This is a genomic window from Pseudomonadota bacterium, assembly GCA_039028155.1.
Classification (GTDB): domain Bacteria; phylum Pseudomonadota; class Alphaproteobacteria; order SP197; family SP197; genus JANQGO01.
This window is the reverse complement of record JBCCIS010000030.1, coordinates 1-19,830: the sequence shown is the minus strand read 5'-3', so window position 1 is coordinate 19,830 and position 19,830 is coordinate 1. Positions and strand designations below refer to the sequence as shown.

Below are 19,830 nucleotides of genomic sequence, written 5' to 3'. Positions count from 1 at the left end.
AAGAAGGGGATCATGCACGCGTGACGCGTTCGCGGTATCGCCATAATCCCTTGGTCAGCTTAGGGCCTTGAGAACGCGACTTGCACTCAACGGGCTGCTGTCGCATAGAATCGCTTAAGAACACCTAAAAAATGGGTGTTTGCGATCCGCATAATGGGAGGCACAACATGGATTTCGTACGTAAGTTCGCGACCGCTACCGCGGCTGGCGTCCTTGTCCTGGGACTGGCGTTCGGGGCGAACGCGCAGAGCGCACCGGAGACTGACGAACCCGTCAAGCTGGCCATGAACGAGTGGACCGGCCAGCATGTGAGCACGGCCGTGGCCGGCGAAATGCTGAAGCGCATGGGCTACAACGTCGAGTACGTCACCGCCGGTTACTATCCGCAGATCAACGCCGTCGCAGACGGCGACATCCACGCCACGCTGGAGATCTGGAGCTCCAACATCGGCGAAGGCTGGGACGAGCACTTTGATTCCGGTTCGGTCGAGGTGGTTTCTCTATCCGGCCTTGAACCACAGGAAGCCTGGTACGTGCCGGCCTACGTGGTCGACATGTGCCCGGGTTTGCCGAGCTGGGAAGCCTTGAACGACTGTGCCGAGCTGTTCGCGACGCCAGAGACGCTGCCTTCGGGCCGCTTCTTGGACTATCCGGCGGAGTGGGGCGACAAGAACTCGCCACGAATTGAAGCGCTCGGCCTCGACTATGTGGCAATCCCGTCGGGCGGCGAAGGCGCCATCATTGCCGAGATCAAGTCGGCGGTGGAACGCGAAGCGCCGTTGCTGACCATGTTCTGGGAGCCGCATTGGCTGCACGCGCAGATCGATATGCAGCGCGTCTATCTGCCGGAATACTTCGAGGGCTGTGAAGACGATCCGTCAGGCGGCATGAATCCGGACGCAACGCACGACTGTGACTGGGCTGGCGCCGAGATCTGGAAGGTCGCCAATCCGGGCCTCCAGGATTCCCATCCCGGTGCCTGGGCGATGATCGATGCCTACTCGATCACCAATGGTGAGCAGGCTGAGATGATGGCGGAGATTGATGACAAGGGCCGCGACCTCATCGAGGTCGTCAATGAGTGGCTCGACAACAATCCCGACAAGGTCAAGGAGTGGATGGACGAAGCGACGATGTAAGGGCCTGAAGCACCGGGCTGTTGAATGAGGCCGGGCGGTAACGTCCGGCCTCTTTTCTTGTCGGCCGCCTCGCATGGCTCCGCGTGCGGATTCCGACCGAGCGACTGATGACAAGATGGCTTTGCAGCCACCGCCAGATTTTGCAGCGAGAGGCCCCGGTATCCTTACTTTCTCGAACGGCATGTCGGTGTCCATCACAGAAGCGCGGGGCCGATCAGGACGCGGCATAACACCTAAGACAGTCGCGTTTCGCACGAACCCGACTTGCACTCGCTGGCGTGCTGGCGCATAGAATCTACTGAGAGGATACCAAGATTAGGTATCTTTATGATCCGTTCACTGGGAGGCAACTACATGGATCTCGTACTAAAACTCTCGTCGGCCGTTGCTGCTGGCGCTCTCGCCTTGGGCCTTGCGGTCTCGGCGCAGGCGCAGAGCGTTCCGGAATCGGACGAGCCGATTAAACTCGCCATGAACGAATGGACCGGTCAGCACGTCAGCACGACGGTTGCCGGCGAGGTCCTGAAACGCATGGGCTATAACGTCGAATACGTGACCGCCGGCTACTATCCGCAGCTCACCGCGCTGGCCGATGGCGATCTTGACGCGACCTTGGAGATCTGGAGCTCCAACATTGGCGAAGGTTTCGATGCGGCGATGGATACGGGCAACGTCCAGGTGCTCGGCGAGTCCGGCCTGCGGCCTCAGGAAGCCTGGTACGTTCCTTCCTACGTCATCGACATGTGCCCGGGTCTGCCGGACTGGGAAGCGCTGCACGACTGTGTTGACTTATTCTCGACGGCTGACACGGCACCGTCTGGTCGTTTCCTCGACTATCCGGCCGACTGGGGTGATACCAATGCCCAGCGTATCGCCGCGCTCGACCTCGACTATGTCTCGATCCCGTCGGGCGGCGAGGGTGCGATCATCGCTGAGATCAAGTCCGCCGTTGAACGTGAAGCGCCGTTGCTGACCATGTTCTGGGAACCGCATTGGCTGCACGCCCAGGTCGACATGGAGCGTGTCTATCTGCCGGAGTATTACGACGGCTGCCACGACGATGCTTCGCTCGGCCTGAACCCGGACGCGACCTATGACTGCGATTGGGGTGGCGCCGAGATCTGGAAGGTCGTCAACAAGGGCCTGCAGGATTCGCATCCCGCAGCTTGGAACCTGATCGAGGTCTATTCGATCGACAACAACGAGCAAGCTCAGATGATGTCGGAGATCGACGACAAGGGCCGCGACCTGATCGAGGTCGTCAACGAGTGGCTCGACAACAATCCTGACAAGGTCAAGGCTTGGACGGATCAGGCGTCCATGTAGTCGCTTGTCGATAGAAGATGGAAGAGAGGCCGGGCGGCGACGCCCGGCCTCTTTTTTGTTCTAGGGCGCGCGTGGCCTATACCTGTGATGCGACGAATGCCGCGATCGTCTGATTGATGTCTGGCGTCTTTTCCATCATCGGCATATGTCCGGCGCCATCCAGGATGGTGACGTTCGCGCCGCTAAGATGGTTCGCATGCGACACCGGAATGATGTGGTCGTCGGCGCCCCACAGGACCTGTTTCGGCAGGTCCAGGCGACCGGCCTGATCACTCAGGTCGAGCTTTTGGCGGTCGCCGTCGAACTGTGCCGCGGCAATTGTCGCCAGTGCGGCGTTGATGCCGTCGATGCGCTTGGCGCGCAGCACATCTTCCACCATTTGGCGGGTGACCAGTGACTGGTCGGCAAACAACTGGGCGACCATCGGTTTCATGTCCTTGCGTCGTTCCGCCGCGATGTACCCGGCGATGTAAGCACCGTTGATCTCCGGCCCCAGACCGGCGGGAGCGATCAAGGTCATGGATGCAATGCGCTCGGGGTGGTCCAGGGCGACCTGCATGGCGACCGCGCCGCCCATGGAGTGGCCGACCAGGTGGCACGTTTCGAGACCGAGGGCATCGATGGTGCCGATTGTCGCCTGGGCCAGAAACGCGATGCTGCCGTCGCCGACATCCTTGCTTGAGCCGCCGTGCCCGGGGAGATCCAGCGCGTAGACCGCGCGCGTATCGGCCAGGATCGGTTGATTGAACATCCATAGATTGATGTCGCCGCCGAACCCGTGAATGAGAAGGATCGGCACGCCACCTTCGCCATGCACCAGGTACTGGATCGTCTGGCCGTGAACCCCAATCGATTGGGGTTGCGGCCCGCTTTCCGCTTCATCGTCGTCCGGCGCGACGACCACAAACCCGTCGATGAACGTATCGACCTCAGCGTCACCGACATCTGCTGGCGCAATGACGCCAAGCAGGCCGCCGACCGGCAGTGTCTGACCGACCGCCGCGACCTGGCGACGCAGAACGCCTGCTTGCTTGGCCTCGATCGCGTTGGCGATCTTGGTCGACTCGACGTCCAGCACCTCGTCGCCGGCCTCGACCGTGCCGCCTTCGTCGATATGCCAAGCCGTGACCGTGCCTTCGTCCATCGCCATGCCCCACTTGGGCACGGTTATGGCAACGATACCGTTCTCACTCATCCGGCGTAGCCCACGGTTTTGCGTACGGCCTTGGCGATCCCTTCAGGCGTCGGAATGAACGCCTCCTCAAGCTCCGGTGCGAAGGGTACGGGCACATGCGGTGGCGACACCATTTCGATCGGCGCCTTCAGGTCGGCAAACCCCTGTTGTGCGACCAGGGCCGAGATATCCGTCGCCATGTTGCAGCGCGGATAGGCCTCGTCGACGACGACCAGGCGTCCGGTGTTCTCGACGCTTTCCAGGATCGTGTCTTCGTCCAGCGGCGAGATCGTGCGTGGATCGATGATCTCGCACTCGATGCCGTCCTTGGCGAGCGCATCGGCGGCCTCCTTGGCCTTGTGCACCATGCGCGCCATGGCGACGATCGTGCAGTCGCCGCCGTCACGCACGATGTTCGCCTCGCCAAACGGTATGGTGTAGGGCTCTTCCGGCACCTCGTCTCTGACCTCGTCGTACATGACCTTGTGCTCAAAGAAGATCACGGGGTCATCGTCGCGCACCGCCTGGATCATCAAGCCCTTGGCGTCATAGGCCGACGCCGGAACAACGCACTTGATACCGGGAATGTGGGCGAAGATCGGATAGAGGCACTGGCTATGCTGAGCCGCGGCGTTGTAGCCCGCGCCAATCTGGGTGCGGATGACGACAGGCGTCTCGGCCTTGCCGCCGAACATATAGCGGAACTTGGCCGCCTGATTGAGGATCTGATCGAAACAGACACCCATGAAGTCGACGAACATCAATTCGGCGATGGGTCTTAGCCCACACGTTGCCGCGCCGACCGCCGAACCGATAATCGCGGACTCGCTGATCGGCGTATCCAGCACGCGCTCTTCGCCGAAGCGCGGCTGCAGGCCCTTGGTGATGCCCATGTCGCCCCCCCAGGCGTCTTGGTCGCCCGGCGCGCCTTTGCCGCCGGCGATATCCTCGCCCAGCATGATAACGCGTTCGTCTTCCTCCATGACCTGATGGAAGGCTTCCGATAGAGCCTGCCGCATACTTAGTGTCCGTGCCATGGCCCGCCTCCCTCAATAGCTCACGTAAACATCGGTGGTCAGTTGTTCCGGCGTCGGTCTGGGCGCCGAACGGGCGTCTTGGACCGCGCGGTCGATCAGCGCAGCGACCTCGGTATCAATTGAGTCGAGGTCAGCACTTTCCAGCAGGCTCGCTTCGGTGACTCGCTGTCGGAACAGATTCAGGCAGTCATGGTTGGCCCGCAGATTGGCGGCCTCGTCCTTGCCGCGATAGGACTGATTGTCGCCTTCATGGTGGCCATAGAAGCGGCCGAACTTGACCTCGATCAGGCTGGGGCCACCACCGGTGCGCGCGCGTTCGACCGCCTCGGCGGCAGCATCGTGGACGGCAAAGAAATCGAAACCGTCGACCTGCATGCCCGGCATGCCGAACGCTTCGGCCCGATTGACGATGTCACCACAGGCGACCGACCAGGAGGACGCGGTTGATTCGGCGTAGCCGTTGTTCTCAAAAACAAAGATCACCGGCAGATCGAACACGGCCGCGAAGTTCATGCTTTCGAACGTCGTACCCTGGTTGGAACCGCCATCGCCTGTGAACGTCACCGCGACCTTGCCGTTCTTCAGCGTCTTGGCGGCAAGCGCGGCGCCGCAGGCAAGCGGTGGCCCGCCGCCGACGATGGCGTTGGCGCCCATCATGCCCTTTGACAGATCGGCGATATGCATGGAACCGCCCTTACCGGCGCACAGTCCGTCGGCAGCGCCCCAAAGCTCCTTCATCATGCCCGTGACATCGCAGCCCTTGGCGATGCAGTGGCCGTGCCCGCGATGGGTCGAGCAGATCTTGTCCTCATCATCCAGGTTGAGGCAGACCCCAACCGCGGACGCCTCTTCGCCGGCATAAAGGTGGACAAAACCGGGCAGATGGCCTGCCTCGAACTCCTCGTGCACGCGCTCCTCGAAGTCGCGTATGGTCCGCATCGTGCGGTAGGCTTGCAGCAGCTTGTCGCGGCTAAGTTGAAGGGCGGCGCCTGTGGTCATCGGCTCTGCTCCGGCAGTCTGGGAATCGTCCAAGACTAACCAGAAATCGGCTGTGCACCGACCGAATTGTTGCCGTCGGACAATCCGCTGCCGGGGACTCGCCAAACCCGCCGAAAAGCGCAAGTATGAGATCGACTTCCGGCCAAGCACGCCGGGAGGTGGCGTCGCCGCGTCACCGGGCAATCCACGATGGAGAAACGACGATGAGTGATCTGAAGGTCCTGAAGTTCGAGAACGGCGGGCCAGCCGACACCGGTATGGTCGAATGGGAGGAAATTCCACAGTCCTCGCTGACTGCGGGCACGCCGGTCCAGTCCGGCCACAACTATTTCACTGACGATACCGGCACCTTGACCGCTGGCGTCTGGCACTGCACGCCGATGACGGCGAAGCCCGGTCCCTATGACGTCAACGAGTTTATGCTGGTGCTGGACGGATCGGTCACCATCATCCACGAGAATGGCGACGAGCACACCATCCGAGCGGGCGAGAGCTTCGTGATCCCCAAGGGCATGCCGTGCACGTGGAAGCAGACCGAAGACATCCTGAAGTTCTACGTGATCCACGACGATCCGTCCGGCGATGTGCTGGGGGATGACGCGCTTAACGTGCGCCTGCCCAATCCGGCTGACGATCTGGCGCCGGTCGGCGAGCAGGATACCTCGCGCTATGTCGGTGATGTGCCGGAGCAGACCGTGAAGGTCTATTTCCAGGACGCGACCGAACAATTGACCGTCGGCATCTGGACGACAACGGAAATGCATACCAAACCGTTGCCGTTCCCCAGGAACGAGCTGATGCACATCCTGGAAGGCGAGGTCACGCTGACCGACGACAACGGTGCGAAGACGACCTACAAGGCCGGCGACACGTTCCTGGTGCCCAAGGGCATCACCTATCAGTGGGACAGCACGGGTTTCGTGAAGAAAATCTTCTGTATTTTCCAGCCGAAAGAAGCGGCCGCCGCGGCCGCCGACGCCGCCGAGTAGTTCGGCAAGATACTGACGTCAGACAAAGGGCTCCGGTCTCTCCGGGGCCCTTTTTTTGCGTTTAAAGACCTAGCCCATCAAGGACGAGCTTGATGCCGACAATCACAAGAAAGCCGTAACACAGGCGATAGAACAGCTCCTGCGGAACGCGCCCGTGCAGGCGGAAACCGATCCACATGCCGATGGGCGCGAGCGGCGCCAGGACGAGCGCGGTGAGGAGTGTGGTCTCGGTGAACAGGCCCAGCCCGGCATAGGGCACAAGCTTGATGTAGTTGATGACCGTGAAGAAGACGACGGTGGTGCCGACATAAAGTGTCTTGTCTAGGTTCTGCGCGAGCAGGAACACCTGGACCGGCGGCCCACCAGCATGCGCGATGAAGCTGGTGAAGCCGGAAACGGCGCCGGCGGCCGGTCCCAGCCAGGTTGGCATCGGCAGGCGTGTCAACGGCGCGATGCGCTGTAGCCAGTAGTTAAGCGAAAAAGCCAGCGCGATACCGCCGATGATCAGGCGGATGCTCGCCTCATCGATGGTGCCGAAGGTTAGGGCGGCCAGGCCCATACCGACAAAGGCGCCCGGCACCATCAGCAGTATCATCCGGCGCTGCCAGGTGCCCCAATACGATTTTAGACCGAAGATGTCCATGGCGCACAGCACGGGCGCCATGACGGCCGCCGCCTCGATCGGCGACACGCTCATCGCCATCAGCGGGACGGCAAGAATCCCAAGTCCGCCGCCAAACCCGCCTTTCGAGACGCCCGAAATCAGCACCGCCGGTACAGCGGCGGCGTAGAACCAGAAACTCTCGATCGGCAACGGGCTTGCCCGGTGTCGGACTAGTAGACTTCGAAATGCGCCTCGGTCGGTTCGCCGCCCTTGCCGTTGATTGGCAACATGTCCTGCGGGCAGGCGGACATGGCGACAACGCAGTCCATCTCAGCCTTGAAGACGACGTAGTCGCCGGGTTTCGTGACCGGCGCCTCGAAGGACAGACCACCATCGGGCGTCCACGGGATGTTCATAAAGAGATTGAGCGGTGCCGGCGTGTGCGTTTCCTTCAGGCCAAGTTCGTCCAAGCCGGCGGTTAGATTGTCGGCGCAGTTGTCGTGATAGTCCTTGACCCCCAGAAGCCCATAGCGCCAGCGGTCGCAGGCCGCCATTTGGGTATCATGCACGCCGGGCGAGGTGTCCTCGATAAGGGTCAGGATCGGGCGGCGCTGGTTGGTGACCAGGTGGTCGCCCACCTTTGGCACCATGCGCTGGTTGTATGCGCGGGTCGCGTCCATCGCCATGAACTCCGCGACATCCTCGGCATTGAACGCCCAGGTATCGACGACCTGTTCGCCATGGGTGTTGATGATCTTGATGTGCTGGCCTTTTTTGACATGTGCGGCCTTGCCGCCGCGCGCCGGAACTGTGACAGTTTCGCCAGACATGACGTGCACCTCCCTGAACGATTCGACGATGAGATGCCCGCTATTGTGGTCATCTGCGCGGCGGGCGCAATGGTGTCCACGGTAACCCCGGCATGAGCAGGCCGATCGATACCATGGATGACCTGCGCCACGGCATTGCTTGCCTGGGCGCGTTGGAGAAGCGCTTTGCCGCCGTCCATGCTGCGACGGGCGATCCACCGCTCAGGCGCGAGGCTGGTGGTTTTGCATCGCTGATCAGGATGATCGTCTACCAGCACGTTTCATTGACCAGCGCCGGGGCGACCTGGGTCAGGCTGGAGCAACGCACGGGGGCCGTGTCGCCGTCATCCATCGCGGCTCTCGACGAGCAGGCTCTGCGTGACACCGGCCTGACCTTCGCCAAGGCGCGTTCCTGTTTGGCGATCGCCGAGCAGATTGTCGACGGCCAGTTTGATCTGGGCGCGTTGACGGCCATGGATGACGGGCCGGCGCGCAAGGCGCTGATCGCGCTGCCGGGCATTGGGCCGTGGACGGCCGAACTCTACCTTCTGACCTGTCTGGGACGACCCGACGCCTGGCCCGGTGGCGACGTCGCCTTGCGCAGCGCAGCGCAGCAGGTGTTCGCGTTGCCGCAGCGTCCGGACGCCGCGGCGATGGAAGTGCTGGCTGAGCCGTGGCGGCCGTGGCGGGCGGTGGCGGCGCGCCTCTTATGGTCCTACTACCGTCACGCCGGCGTCTAGGATTGGGGTCAAGGCGATGCCTGAAGAACTTAAGAACTGGTTTGACAAGACGTTCTACGAGGACCTGGCATCGGCGCTGGGCAAGGCTCACCCGGCGCTCGATCAACGCGCGTTCGTTGACGCGGCCACTGATGGCCTGGACGCGCTTGAGCTTAAACAACGACTGCTCCGTACCGCCGAGCTGTGCCGTCGCTACCTGCCGCCGGATTATGGGCGGGCGCTAGATATCTTGTGTGAGGTCGCGCCACGCTATGACGGTCAGTTTCGCGGCATGTTCGCACCAGAGTTTGTCGGTCTCTACGGCCTCGACGATCGCAAACGATCGCTTGAGGCGCTCAAGTATCTGACCCGGTTCTCCACGTCGGAGTCGGCTATCAGACCGTTTATCGAGCAGGATTTGGCGGGAACCCTCAAGGTGATGACGCGTTGGGCCAAGGACGACAATCATCATGTTCGCCGTCTGACGAGCGAAGGTTGCAGGCCGCGTCTTCCTTGGTCATCACGGCTGGATGCGCTCATCGACGATCCGACGCCGGTGTTTCCCATACTGGACACGCTGAAGGCTGACCCCGAGCTCTATGTTCGCAAGTCCGTGGCCAATCACCTGAACGACATCTCAAAGGACAATCCGGAGATCATGCTGGATTGGGTCGAAGCGTGGGACCGGCAAGACGAGCGTACCGCATGGATCGTCCGTCACGGCGCGCGCAGCCTGATTAAGGCTGGGCACCCGCGGTCGTTCGCCCTGTTTGGCTTTGAATCGAAACCGCGCCTAACCGTCGAGAAGCTGAAAGCTGCACCGAAACGCATCAATCTCGGTGACACCGTCACCTTCAGCTTCGACGTTGTCTCACGCGCCCGCCGCGACCAAAAGCTCGCGGTCGACTATGCCATCCACTACGTCAAGGCATCGGGCCGGCCATCGCGCAAGGTCTTCAAGCTCTGCGAAGTCGTGCTGGAGGCGGGAGGGCGCCAGACGATCGAAAAGCGTCAGACGTTCAAGGACTTCTCGACACGGACGCACCATCCAGGTCGGCATGTCTTTGAGCTCGCGATCAATGGCAAGACCTGCGGCGAAACCGATTTCCTCCTAAAGAAATGATGCCGGTGTCACACGGGCGCGATGTCGCGTTGCGAGATCACACGAAATCGCCAAGCGAGCAGGACTGATGCGGCGCCGACGCCGATGAGCTCGGCGATGAGCAATCCCTGGACCTTCAGGTCGAGCGCGATACCAAGCGCGTAACCGGCCGGCACCATCAGAAGCCAGAACGCGGCCAAGCCGATCCAGGTGGTCGGCCAGATATCGCCCGCGCCGCGAAGGGCGCCGATCAAGACTCCTTGGAGGCCGTCGGCCACCAGCAGGAATGCTGCCAAGGTCAAGGCAGGAATGGCAACGACAAGGACGCCGGCGTCACTGGTATAGATCCCTGCGATAACGTCGGCGAAACCCAGGACCAGTGCGCCGACCGCGATCATGATGACCACGATCAGGCCAGTGCCAACCCAGCCGGCGGTCCGCAGACCTGGCATATCGTGACGCCCAACGGCGTTGCCGACACGCACGGCCGTCGCCGCCGACATCCCGATGGCGACCATGAACGCAAGACCGATGACGTTGCCGGTCACCTGAAAGCCCGCGACCTGACTTGCGCCCAGCCAGCCGGCCATCATGGTCAGGCTCATGAAGGCCGTCGTTTCGAATCCGTAGGACAGTGCCAGCGGTACCCCGAGCTTTAGAAAACGTTTTTCCAGGTGCCAGCGGTCGCGTACCGGTCGGCGCACGCCGAAGCTGTCGCCGTCACGCATGGTCAGGATGTAAATGAACAACGCGAACACCATGAACCAACGCGTCAAGCTCGTCGCCAGAACGGCGCCGGCTGCGCCGCCGGGAACGAAAGCCACGTGATCGTAAATGAAGAGCCAGTTCAGACCGAAGTTCAAGACAACGGCCACCAGCATCACGATCATGCCTGGCCGGGGCCGGCTCAACCCTTCCAGAAACATGATGCCGGCGGTGAACATGTAAACGGCCGGCATGCCGGGAGCAAACATCGCCATGGCATCGCCGCCGCCCGCTGCCAGATCCGGCGATTGCCCGAACAGCAGCAGGATATCCTCGCTCCAAAGCAGAAGGACGGCGAACAGGGACCCCAGGGTGACCGCATTGGCGACGGCGATCCATAGGATGTTGCCACAGCCCTTCTGGTTGCCGGCGCCATCCGCCTGGGACACCAGGATGGCCGCGCCGCCCATCAATCCGACGCCCAGGACGAGCATGGCGACCTGGATCGAATAGGCCATGGCGAGATAGGCCAGTTCCTGGCCGCCGGCACGGCCGGTCATGATGGTATCGGTCGAGACCATCACCAGGATGCCGCAGCGTGCGACAATCACCGGGCCCGCCAGCCTGAGCGTCCGCGAGATGTGCTCGCGAAGCGATTGGGCTGGCGGCCGGCTGGCTGTCGGGTGCGGTAAAACGGTCACGGGAACTCCGGTCGGGCAGCCGGCGGCCGCCCGAGGTCTATGGCGTCTTGTGGGTCTTTGGCGCCCGCCAGTGGGACTCGATGTCTTCCAGGCTTCGGCCTTTGGTCTCGGGGATCAGCTTATAGACAAATATCCATGACGCGACGACCAACAGACCATAGGTCGCGAATGTCCCGGGGTCCCCGACAAGGTCGATGAGGATGGGAAACGATAGCGTGGAGACAAGATACGTGCCCCACAGGACCAGATTGGCCAACCCTGTGCCCAGCGCGCGGATCTGCAGCGGCAGGAGTTCGGAGATCAGCAGGAAGACGACGACGCCGGGCCCCGCCGTGAACGTCGCGACGAACAGCAGGAAGGCGATGACGGCGATCCAGCTGGCGACACCGCCGAGTTGAGGCGACAAAAAGACCGCCGCCAGGGTGAAGAGCATCAATCCCATGCCGGTCAGCCCCCACAACATCAGAGGCCGGCGTCCCAGACGGTCGACCAGCGAGAGGCCGACAAGACCGAAGACGAAGTAGACGGCGCCGACGCCGACGGTACCCATCAGTTCGACCGATCGATCACTGAACCCGGCAAGACCGAACAATTCGGGGGCCCAGAACGTGGCAATCGCAACGCCGGTGGCATGTCGGATAACCGCAAGCCCCATGCCGGCGATCAATGCCAATCTGAACACTGGCAGGATCAAGTCCGACCATCGGCCGGTTTGCGCGCTTAAACCGTCTTTGATCTCGGCAATGTCGTGATCGACTTTCTGGGTGCCGGAGATTCTGCGCAGGACATCGCGTGCCTTGTCGATGCGGTCGCGCACGACCAGCCATCGCGGGCTTTCGGGTAAGGCCAGTGTCGCGGCGATCAATAGCACGGCTGGCGCGACACCCATGGCGAACATCCAGCGCCAGCCATGATCGCTTGCCCGAAATGCGAAGTCCGAGAAGAAGGAGGTCAGCAGACCGGCCGTCAGCGCGACCGAGAACAACGTTCCCAGGCGCCCGCGCAGATGGCTCGGCGAGAGCTCGGCAACGAACAGCGGCGTCACACAGGTTAACGTGCCGATCGATAGGCCGGCGATCAGGCGGCCGGCGAAAAGGATCTCGAAGGTCGGCGCCAGGGCCGATGTCAGAGCGCCGGCAAGACCGATCGCCGCACCCAGGATGACGATGCGCCGGCGTCCGAACTTGTCCGCCAGCTTGCCGCCGACGACGGCGCCAATCATGGCGCCCAGCAGCGATGCGCTGACCGTCGCATCTTCCCAGGTGTCGGTCAGATCGAACCGGTCGACAACAAACAGGATCGCACCGGCAATGACGCCGAGATTGTAGCCGTAGAGAAGGCCACTCATCGCGCACATGGCGGCGATGACATACAGGATCGTGACGCCGCCTTGGCCGCCTGGCTCGGTGCCCGGGACGTTCGAGGATAAATCTGCCAATGTCTAACCTCGAGAATGCCCCGGAGGCAAAATCCTGATTAAGGGAACCGAATCGATCACTCGGGCGCGATGTAGTCTTCTTCGCGCGCCAAACTACCATCGGCGTTAAGCCAGCGGACTTTATCGCCTTCGATCACGACATGGAAACAACCTGTTGCGCTATCCAGCCACGTGTTCCAGCGCCGACAGTACATATCGTCTTCGATCCACCAAGTGCCGGAATCCATGAACTCGTCGTTGTGCCCGGCAACGCCGGTCGTCGTGCCGTCCGCGAGGATGTGGACCGTATAGGGGTTGCCATAGCTGTTGACGCCCATGGTCGTCGATCCGGCAAGCGCGTCTTCCAGCGCTGCCGTATCGAGATAGGTAGGCGCCTCCGATTCGGCGGCTTCTGGCGGCGCCGCACCGACACCGGGGCCAAGGTTCGCCAGCAGAAAGTCCCGCATGCGCAGGATCGAGTCATCGTGGGCCGCGGGGTTGTGAACCAATTGGTACCCCCAATGCTCGCCGTTGCACGTTCGGCAATCATAGGAGTGCGTTGCGCCGTCATAGACAACGAGATCGATGGGTTTGTCGGCGGCGACCGACCCTTCCGCCAGGCTTTCGCAACGGCTGGCGGGTGTCCACTCATCCGCCGAGCCGATCAGAATCATCAACGGTGGCGAGAACCGCTGATGGGTGATCGGGCAATAGGGGTAAACGGCGACTGCCGCCTTGATCGACGGCTTGTGGTGCGGCGCCAGGGAGCCGGGTTCTCCGGCGACCAGCAAGGTAACGTTGGCGCCGTGGGAGAAGCCGACGACAGCGATCTTGCCGGTATCGATCTGATCGACGGTGGCGAGATAGTCGATGGCGCCGTTGACATCGGCGACGCGCGGCACCGGGCGCAAGATGTTCGTACAGATCTCGTCGATGCCGCGCGGTCCGAAGCTGTCGACGCGTAGGCTTGCGTAACCCCATGACGCCATGTGGCCCGCCCACTCTTCATGTGATGGTGTGGGGCCGGCACAGCCGTGGAGAACAATGACGACCGGGAATGGACCGTCGCCGTCGGGCACGGTCAGCAGGCCGGTGACGCTGCCCGGCTCGATGCCCGAGGCGCCTTCGAAGGTCTCTTTCGACTCAAACTCGACCGGCGTGGTCGACGCAGCACTGACGGTATTCGGGAGCAGGAAAAGAAAAAGGCACCAAAGCGCGCCCAACCACGGTCGTTTCATCACGGCCTCCCGATCACCAATGGCGCAGCATTACGCGCTTCACCGCACCGATCAATTCTGGCTCTGCCACCAGGTCGAGATGTCGGGACCGTAGAGCGGCGAAATCGCCGGTCTTTCGATCGACGACCAGCGCGCGATGTTGTCGACCTCCAGGTGGAACAACGGCATGCCGTAGTGACCCCACAACAGAACGCGGTCGAGGGCGCGTGCGGCGGCGACCAGTTCGTCACGGTCGCGCGCATCGACCAGCTTGGTGATCAGGCTATCGACAACGGGATCTGTCACCCCGGCATAGTTGCGGCTGCCAGGACTCTCGGCGGCTTCGGACGACCAGTAGATGAACTGCTCATTGCCCGGCGATAGCGATTGGCCCCAACGATAGACGATCGCGTCATAGTCGAAGTCGGAACGGCGCAACTGGTACTGGGCGCTATCGACGGTTCTCAAACGCGCGGTGATACCCAGGCGCGCCAGGTTGCGCGTATAGGGCAACAGGATGCGTTCCCAGCGGGAGTCGTCCAATAGGATCTCAAAGTCGAAGGTCCGACCGTCGCTGGACCTGGTCAATGTACCGTCAATCACCTGCCAGCCGGCGTCGCTTAGCAGGTCACGGGCTGCCTGCAGCTGCTGGCGCAATTGACCACTGCCATCCGTCACGGATAGGGCGAATGGTTCGTTGAACAGCTCGGGCGGTAACTGGTCGCGATAGGGCTCCAGCAAAGCAAGCTCCATGCCCACCGGTAGACCACTCGACGCGAGATCGGCGTTGTCGAACATGCTGGTGGTGCGTTCGTATGCGCCATGCAGCAGGTTCCTGTTGGTCCACTCGAAGTCGAAGGCCAAGCCTAGCGCTTCGCGCACACGGACATCGTCGAACAGATCGCGTCGGGTATTGAACACCAGCGCCGACATACCGGATGGCCGTCCGTGCTGAACTTCCTCCGTTATGATATCACCGCGCCGTGCCGCGGGCGTATCGTAGCCGGTCGCCCAGCGCGTCTCGTCGTCTTCGAATCGGGCATCGACATCCCCGGCCAGAAATGCCTGTAGGGCCGCGTTGGCGTCGCGGAAGTAGGTGTAGCTGATCTGATCGAAGTTATAGCGGCCTTGGTTGACCGGCAGATCCCAGCCCCAATAGTCGGGGTCGCGCTGGTAGACAATTCGCTGCCCGGCCTCGACCTGGGCGACTCGATAGGGGCCGGTGCCCAGTGGCGGCTGAAGGGTCGTCTTGTCGAATTCATGGGTTTCGAAATAGCTCATCGACAGAACCGGCATCAATCCCATGATCAACGGCATCTCCCAGTTGCCGCTTCGAAACGTGAAACGCACGCTCAAGCTATCCAGTGCTTCGGCCTCGGTGACCTCGCTATAGTAGGTGCGCGTGTGGGGCCGGCCTTCGTCGCGCAGGGTGCGCCAGGTGAACAAGACGTCGTCGGCGGTGACCGGCGTGCCGTCCTGGAAGCGGGCCTCAGGATTGATATGGAACGTGATCCACGATCGGTCGTCGGCGAGCTCGATGGATTCGGCGATCAGTGGATAAAGCGTGAAAGGTTCGTCCTGGCTGCGTTCCATGAGGCTCTCGAAGACCAGGCCCAGACCCTGCGCCGGCACGCCCAGGATGATGTAGGGATTCAGGTTGTCGAAGGTGCCGACGGCGGTCAGCCGCAGCGTGCCGCCGACCTGTGCGTCGAGGTCGGCATAGGCGAAGTGGGTCATGTCCGGCGGGTAGGCGGGATCGCCATGCATCGCCAAAGCGGTTTGCACCTCGCCGGCCGTTGACTCCGAACCGGCGACCATGGTGAATCCGGCAATCAAGACCATCAAACGGCGCAATAGGGCCATTACCCTACTCCGCCGTCGGTTAGAACCAGCGGATTCACGTCGGGCGGGCATGCCCTTCGTTGCCGAGTGGCTTGGGGATGTCGGTTTACCAAACCAGCCTTTACACGGATGTGGACTTCGATCGCCAGGGCAAGCAGGTTGGCCGCCTGAAGATGCCCCATTCGGTGACGCGATCGGCCTATGGCGTCATCCCGATACCGATCGCGGTCATCGCGAACGGCGAGGGACCGACACTTGTCCTGATGGCCGGCAATCATGGCGACGAGTATGAGGGCCAGGTCGCCCTGGGGCGACTGATCCGCGACCTCGAGCCGGAGTCGATCCAGGGCCGTGTGATCGTTTTGCCGTCGGCCAATCTTCCGGCCGCGCGGGATGGCGTTCGGGTCTCGCCGCTGGATGGCGGCAACTTGAACCGCATGTTCCCCGGTGATCCCGAAGGATCGCCGACGCGCCAGATCGCCCATTACATCGGAACGGTACTGATGCCGATGGCCGATGTTTTCGTCGATCTGCATTCCGGTGGCGCGTCGCTCGACTACATTCCCTTCGTGGCGGTCACGTTGTGCGGCGATGCACAGCATGATGAACGTGCGCTGGCCGCGACCAAGGCGTTCGGCGGGCCCTATGCTCAAGCTTGGGCGCCAAGCACGAGCGGCGTCTCCGAAAGCTCGGTGCCGCGGCCTCGGTGTATCTCGCTGGGCGGTGAGTTCGGTGGCGGCGGTGTCGTCGACATCGACCACACGGCCTATGTTGAACGTGGTGTCAGAAATCTCATGGCTCATCTGGGCATTCTGCCTGGCGCTGAGGTTCATAACGAGGACTCCATGAGATGGATGACAAGCGCGAGTGAAGATCTCTATACATTCGCGCCAGATTACGGTGTTTTTGCGCCTGCCTGTCGGTTGGGCGAAACAGTTTCACAAGGTCAGTTGGCCGGCGAAGTTCATGCCATCGAACATCCCGAACGGCCAGCTATTCCCGTTTACTTTAGTGCATCCGGCCTTTTGATTTGCCTCAGGGCGATCGGCCGTGTTGAGCCGGGCGACTGCCTGGCGCATTTAGCCATCGACATTGACGATCCGGTGATTTGATCATGAACGAAACCAAACCGATTGATCAGCCAGGACCCTGGCCGGTCAGATCTCCCATCAAGGCGCCCAAGCTGGGCGACCGTATCTACGAGCAGATTGTCGAGCGTATTGTATCCGGCTCGCTGCCCGAAGGCTCTCGCCTGCCATCAGAGCACGATTTCTGCCGCATGTTCGAGGTCTCGCGTCCCGTCGTACGCGAGGCGCTGGCGCGTCTCAGGGCTGACGGCATCGTCGACTCACGTCAGGGTTCCGGCAGCTATGTGCGGCGGCGCCCCGCCAACGAGATTCTTCGCTATGCACCGTGTGCCAACGTCGCGCAATTGTTGCGCTGTTTCGAATTCCGCGTCGCGCTGGAAGGTGAGGCAGCCGCTTTGGCGGCGACAAGGCGCAGCGCGAGCCAGTTGCGGGCGATCAGAAAATCGCACCGGGACTTCGATACAGCGGTGAACCAGGGTCGCATCGGTAAGACCTCCGACCTTGAGTTCCACCTGAACATCGCGCGCGCCAGCGGCAACGACCTGTTTGCCGAGACCATGGAAAGCCTGCTTGAGGATATCGGTCAGGGCATGGACCTCGCCCGGTCGCTCGACGCCAAAAAGCAGCAGGAGCGCGTTGTGATCGTTTGCCAGGAACATGACGCCATCATGTCGGCGATCGAAGATGGTGATGCCGATCGCGCGCGTGTCGCGATGCGCGCCCATGTCGGCAACGCGCAACGACGCGTTGTCGGTCACATGCTCCCGGCCGATACCTTGCCCGACGACACCGACTGACCGTCACCTGCGCTGGCGGCTTGCCGTTGACCGCCAACCTGGTGTGCAATACCCGCCACATGAGCGTGGTGGGGGTGCATGGTCAATCTGGTTGCTGCGGGTGGCGATCTCAACGTTGTCGACACGTTTCCGCGTAGGGTACGCGAGATCGAGCACGTCTGGATCCCCATGTCGGACGGGATCCGGCTGGCCGCGCGCATCTGGCTGCCGGACGACGTCGAAACCGATCCGGTGCCGGCCATCGTCGAGTACATTCCCTACCGCAAGCGCGACTTCACCCTGCCGCGCGATGAGCTGATCCATCCCTGGTATGCCGGACACGGTTATGCCGCGATCCGGCTCGACATCCGCGGCTCCGGCGACTCCGAAGGCCTGCCAATGGACGAGTATGTCGCCCAGGAGCAGGACGACATGCTGGAGGCGCTGGCATGGATCGCCGACCAGCCCTGGTGCACCGGTGCGGTCGGCATGATCGGGATTTCCTGGGGCGGCTTCAGTGGTCTTCAGGTCGCGATGCGCCGCCCACCGGAACTAAGGGCCGTCGTCACCCTGTGTTCGACGGACGACCGCTACGCCGACGACGTCCACTACATGGGCGGCTGTCTGCTGCGGAACAATCTGGCTTGGGGCGGCCAAAGTCTGGCCTATTCGGCGCGCCCGCCGGACCCCGAGATCGTCGGCGACCAATGGCGCGACATGTGGCGCGAGCGCCTCGACAACCTGGCATTCACGACAGCGGAGTGGATGTCCCATCCGACACGCGACGCCTATTGGCGGCATGGTTCGGTCAACGAGGATTGGGATGCCATCCAATGTCCGGTCTATGCGGTCACCGGTTGGGCCGATGGCTACACCAACACGGCCTTGCGTCTTGTCGAGGGTCTCAAGGTACCGCGCCGCTGCCTGATCGGGCCGTGGGCGCATGGCTATCCCCATATCGCCGCACCAGGCCCGGCCATTGGATTTCTACAGGAGACACTGCGCTGGTGGGACCGCTGGCTGAAAGACGAGGCGAACGGCATCGACAATGAGCCGATGGTGCGCCTGTGGCTGCAGGAAGCGGCAGCGCCTGCGGCCAGCTATGCCGAACGTCCGGGCCGATGGATCACACAGGCCGACTGGCCCGCGCCCGACGTCGTCTGGCACGGCTTAGCGCTTGGCAACGGGACGCTCGGTGAGGCGGGCCAGGGCAGCATTGACGTCAAGACGCCGTTGTCGCTGGGCATGATGACGGGCGAGTGGAACCCTCATGGCATCGGCCCGGAACTGCCACTTGACCAGCGGCCGGACGATGCCTTGTCGGTGTGCTTTGACGGTTCACCGCTTGAGGCCGACCTCAGTATCGTCGGCACGCCGGTGCTTCGCCTGAGGCTCCGTGCCGATCAGCCGGTCGCCACGCTGGTGGCGCGCCTTTGCGCGGTAGCGCCGGCCGGCGCGTCGACGCTTGTCTCGTGGGGTGTGCTCAACCTGACCCACCGTGGTGGCCACGCTGACCCGGAAGCGCTGATCCCCGGTGAAGACTATGACGTTACAGTCACGCTGAACGCGATGGCCCAGACCTTCGAGAAAGGAAGCCGACTTCGCGTCGCAGTATCGACGGGATCGTGGCCGTTGTTGTGGCCGGCTCCGGTCGAAGCGACCGTCAGTGTGGACCTATCGGCAAGCCAACTGGACCTGCCGGTTTGGTCTGACGAAACAGGAACGTCGCCGCCGGCGTTTGCCGCCGCCGAGGTCCCGCCACCGCCTGCGTTGACATGGCTGCGCGCATTCGACCGTGTGCGGCGCTTCGAGCGCGACCTTGCCAGCGGACGTGTCAACTTGATTCTGGAGAAGGATGACGGCGCCTATCGGATCGACGGTCACGGTATGGAGGTTGATGCCCAGGGCAGCGAGCGCCAGTGGATCACCGACGGCGATCCGTTATCCGGCGGAGGCGAGGTGTCGTGGCGTATCGCACAGCGGCGCGCCGACTGGGACGTCGCCATTGAAGCGACAACGACCGTCACCGCTGACGCTGATAGTTTCCTTGTCGAAGCTGACATTGTGGCGGAAGAGGCGGGTAACACATAGCAAGGTTTTTCTTCATTCGCTTAGAATTTCGGATAATGGCTTTATCAATAAGTAATTGATCTTTTGTACCCCTCGATCCTCTCCGGCATCCTTTC

Annotated in this window: 17 protein-coding genes; 8 read left to right on the top strand and 9 right to left on the bottom strand. The window is 62.2% G+C overall.

Annotated elements, in window-relative coordinates; translation table 11 throughout:
- The first annotated feature begins 167 nt into the window (after positions 1 to 167).
- Together AAF563_15865 and AAF563_15860 are read left to right on the top strand one after the other, a co-directional pair.
- On the top strand, positions 168 to 1,139 hold the full coding sequence (locus AAF563_15865; protein MEM7122757.1) for an ABC transporter substrate-binding protein: 972 nt from the start codon (positions 168 to 170) through the stop codon (positions 1,137 to 1,139).
- A gap of 354 nt (positions 1,140 to 1,493) precedes the next feature.
- Positions 1,494 to 2,465 (top strand): ABC transporter substrate-binding protein, encoded by a 972-nt coding sequence (locus tag AAF563_15860; GenBank protein MEM7122756.1) that lies wholly within the window; start codon positions 1,494 to 1,496, stop codon positions 2,463 to 2,465.
- A gap of 76 nt (positions 2,466 to 2,541) precedes the next feature.
- On the opposite strand, the gene AAF563_15855 is transcribed toward AAF563_15860, so the two are convergent.
- Genes AAF563_15855 through AAF563_15845 form a run of 3 tightly spaced genes read right to left on the bottom strand, consistent with a single transcriptional unit; the run spans position 2,542 to position 5,675 of the window.
- Positions 2,542 to 3,660, bottom strand: coding sequence for an acetoin dehydrogenase dihydrolipoyllysine-residue acetyltransferase subunit (locus AAF563_15855; protein ID MEM7122755.1), 1,119 nt, complete (start codon positions 3,658 to 3,660; stop codon positions 2,542 to 2,544).
- On the bottom strand, positions 3,657 to 4,676 hold the full coding sequence (locus AAF563_15850; protein ID MEM7122754.1) for an alpha-ketoacid dehydrogenase subunit beta: 1,020 nt from the start codon (positions 4,674 to 4,676) through the stop codon (positions 3,657 to 3,659). Before AAF563_15850 ends, AAF563_15855 begins: the two co-directional genes overlap by 4 nt.
- A gap of 12 nt (positions 4,677 to 4,688) precedes the next feature.
- Positions 4,689 to 5,675, bottom strand: coding sequence for a thiamine pyrophosphate-dependent dehydrogenase E1 component subunit alpha (locus tag AAF563_15845; protein ID MEM7122753.1), 987 nt, complete (start codon positions 5,673 to 5,675; stop codon positions 4,689 to 4,691).
- 203 nt (positions 5,676 to 5,878) lie between these two features.
- On the opposite strand from AAF563_15845, the gene AAF563_15840 reads away from it, so the two are divergent.
- The gene (locus AAF563_15840; GenBank protein MEM7122752.1) at positions 5,879 to 6,664 is read left to right on the top strand and encodes a cupin domain-containing protein; all 786 of its coding nucleotides are present in this window, start codon (positions 5,879 to 5,881) and stop codon (positions 6,662 to 6,664) included.
- A gap of 61 nt (positions 6,665 to 6,725) precedes the next feature.
- Here AAF563_15840 and AAF563_15835 read toward each other — a convergent pair whose 3' ends face one another.
- Positions 6,726 to 7,478: a sulfite exporter TauE/SafE family protein gene (locus tag AAF563_15835; protein MEM7122751.1), complete on the bottom strand. Its 753-nt coding sequence runs from the start codon at positions 7,476 to 7,478 to the stop codon at positions 6,726 to 6,728.
- 20 nt (positions 7,479 to 7,498) lie between these two features.
- Positions 7,499 to 8,098, bottom strand: a complete 600-nt coding sequence (locus AAF563_15830; GenBank protein MEM7122750.1) for an urea carboxylase-associated family protein — start codon at positions 8,096 to 8,098, stop codon at positions 7,499 to 7,501.
- A gap of 92 nt (positions 8,099 to 8,190) precedes the next feature.
- Between AAF563_15830 and AAF563_15825 the strand changes: the two genes are divergently transcribed.
- Both AAF563_15825 and AAF563_15820 read left to right on the top strand, forming a co-directional pair.
- Positions 8,191 to 8,817 (top strand): DNA-3-methyladenine glycosylase 2 family protein, encoded by a 627-nt coding sequence (locus AAF563_15825; GenBank protein MEM7122749.1) that lies wholly within the window; start codon positions 8,191 to 8,193, stop codon positions 8,815 to 8,817.
- A 16-nt stretch (positions 8,818 to 8,833) separates the two neighbouring features.
- On the top strand, positions 8,834 to 9,919 hold the full coding sequence (locus AAF563_15820) for a DNA alkylation repair protein (GenBank protein MEM7122748.1): 1,086 nt from the start codon (positions 8,834 to 8,836) through the stop codon (positions 9,917 to 9,919).
- An 8-nt stretch (positions 9,920 to 9,927) separates the two neighbouring features.
- Here the strand turns inward: AAF563_15820 and AAF563_15815 are convergent, their stop codons facing one another.
- The 4 genes from AAF563_15815 to AAF563_15800 are packed head-to-tail and all read right to left on the bottom strand — an operon-like array spanning position 9,928 to position 15,801.
- Positions 9,928 to 11,304, bottom strand: coding sequence for an MATE family efflux transporter (locus AAF563_15815; GenBank protein ID MEM7122747.1), 1,377 nt, complete (start codon positions 11,302 to 11,304; stop codon positions 9,928 to 9,930).
- Between the two features lie 37 nt (positions 11,305 to 11,341).
- Positions 11,342 to 12,742 carry a sugar porter family MFS transporter gene (locus tag AAF563_15810; GenBank protein ID MEM7122746.1) on the bottom strand — a complete coding sequence of 467 codons (1,401 nt, stop codon included), beginning with the start codon at positions 12,740 to 12,742 and terminating at the stop codon, positions 11,342 to 11,344.
- Between the two features lie 56 nt (positions 12,743 to 12,798).
- Positions 12,799 to 13,959: a dienelactone hydrolase family protein gene (locus AAF563_15805; protein MEM7122745.1), complete on the bottom strand. Its 1,161-nt coding sequence runs from the start codon at positions 13,957 to 13,959 to the stop codon at positions 12,799 to 12,801.
- A 51-nt stretch (positions 13,960 to 14,010) separates the two neighbouring features.
- The gene (locus tag AAF563_15800; protein ID MEM7122744.1) at positions 14,011 to 15,801 is read right to left on the bottom strand and encodes an extracellular solute-binding protein; all 1,791 of its coding nucleotides are present in this window, start codon (positions 15,799 to 15,801) and stop codon (positions 14,011 to 14,013) included.
- A gap of 77 nt (positions 15,802 to 15,878) precedes the next feature.
- On the opposite strand from AAF563_15800, the gene AAF563_15795 reads away from it, so the two are divergent.
- The 3 genes from AAF563_15795 (at position 15,879) to AAF563_15785 (ending at position 19,735) form a co-directional block, all read left to right on the top strand.
- Positions 15,879 to 16,892, top strand: coding sequence for a succinylglutamate desuccinylase/aspartoacylase family protein (locus tag AAF563_15795; protein ID MEM7122743.1), 1,014 nt, complete (start codon positions 15,879 to 15,881; stop codon positions 16,890 to 16,892).
- A 2-nt stretch (positions 16,893 to 16,894) separates the two neighbouring features.
- Positions 16,895 to 17,665 carry a FadR/GntR family transcriptional regulator gene (locus AAF563_15790; protein MEM7122742.1) on the top strand — a complete coding sequence of 257 codons (771 nt, stop codon included), beginning with the start codon at positions 16,895 to 16,897 and terminating at the stop codon, positions 17,663 to 17,665.
- Between the two features lie 78 nt (positions 17,666 to 17,743).
- On the top strand, positions 17,744 to 19,735 hold the full coding sequence (locus AAF563_15785) for a CocE/NonD family hydrolase (protein MEM7122741.1): 1,992 nt from the start codon (positions 17,744 to 17,746) through the stop codon (positions 19,733 to 19,735).
- Positions 19,736 to 19,830: the final 95 nt, after the last annotated feature.

Excerpts from the sequence above, each read along its gene's own strand:
- AAF563_15785 (MEM7122741.1), top strand. The coding sequence starts at position 17,744 with ATGGTCAATCTGGTTGCTGCGGGTGGCGATCTCAACGTTGTCGACACG.
- AAF563_15800 (MEM7122744.1), bottom strand. The coding sequence starts at position 15,801 with ATGGCCCTATTGCGCCGTTTGATGGTCTTGATTGCCGGATTCACCATG.
- AAF563_15830 (MEM7122750.1), bottom strand. The coding sequence starts at position 8,098 with ATGTCTGGCGAAACTGTCACAGTTCCGGCGCGCGGCGGCAAGGCCGCA.
- AAF563_15845 (MEM7122753.1), bottom strand. The coding sequence starts at position 5,675 with ATGACCACAGGCGCCGCCCTTCAACTTAGCCGCGACAAGCTGCTGCAA.
- AAF563_15855 (MEM7122755.1), bottom strand. The coding sequence starts at position 3,660 with ATGAGTGAGAACGGTATCGTTGCCATAACCGTGCCCAAGTGGGGCATG.
- AAF563_15820 (MEM7122748.1), top strand. The coding sequence starts at position 8,834 with ATGCCTGAAGAACTTAAGAACTGGTTTGACAAGACGTTCTACGAGGAC.
- AAF563_15825 (MEM7122749.1), top strand. The coding sequence starts at position 8,191 with ATGAGCAGGCCGATCGATACCATGGATGACCTGCGCCACGGCATTGCT.
- AAF563_15790 (MEM7122742.1), top strand. The coding sequence starts at position 16,895 with ATGAACGAAACCAAACCGATTGATCAGCCAGGACCCTGGCCGGTCAGA.
- AAF563_15805 (MEM7122745.1), bottom strand. The coding sequence starts at position 13,959 with ATGAAACGACCGTGGTTGGGCGCGCTTTGGTGCCTTTTTCTTTTCCTG.
- AAF563_15795 (MEM7122743.1), top strand. The coding sequence starts at position 15,879 with ATGTCGGTTTACCAAACCAGCCTTTACACGGATGTGGACTTCGATCGC.
- AAF563_15840 (MEM7122752.1), top strand. The coding sequence starts at position 5,879 with ATGAGTGATCTGAAGGTCCTGAAGTTCGAGAACGGCGGGCCAGCCGAC.
- AAF563_15865 (MEM7122757.1), top strand. The coding sequence starts at position 168 with ATGGATTTCGTACGTAAGTTCGCGACCGCTACCGCGGCTGGCGTCCTT.
- AAF563_15850 (MEM7122754.1), bottom strand. The coding sequence starts at position 4,676 with ATGGCACGGACACTAAGTATGCGGCAGGCTCTATCGGAAGCCTTCCAT.
- AAF563_15860 (MEM7122756.1), top strand. The coding sequence starts at position 1,494 with ATGGATCTCGTACTAAAACTCTCGTCGGCCGTTGCTGCTGGCGCTCTC.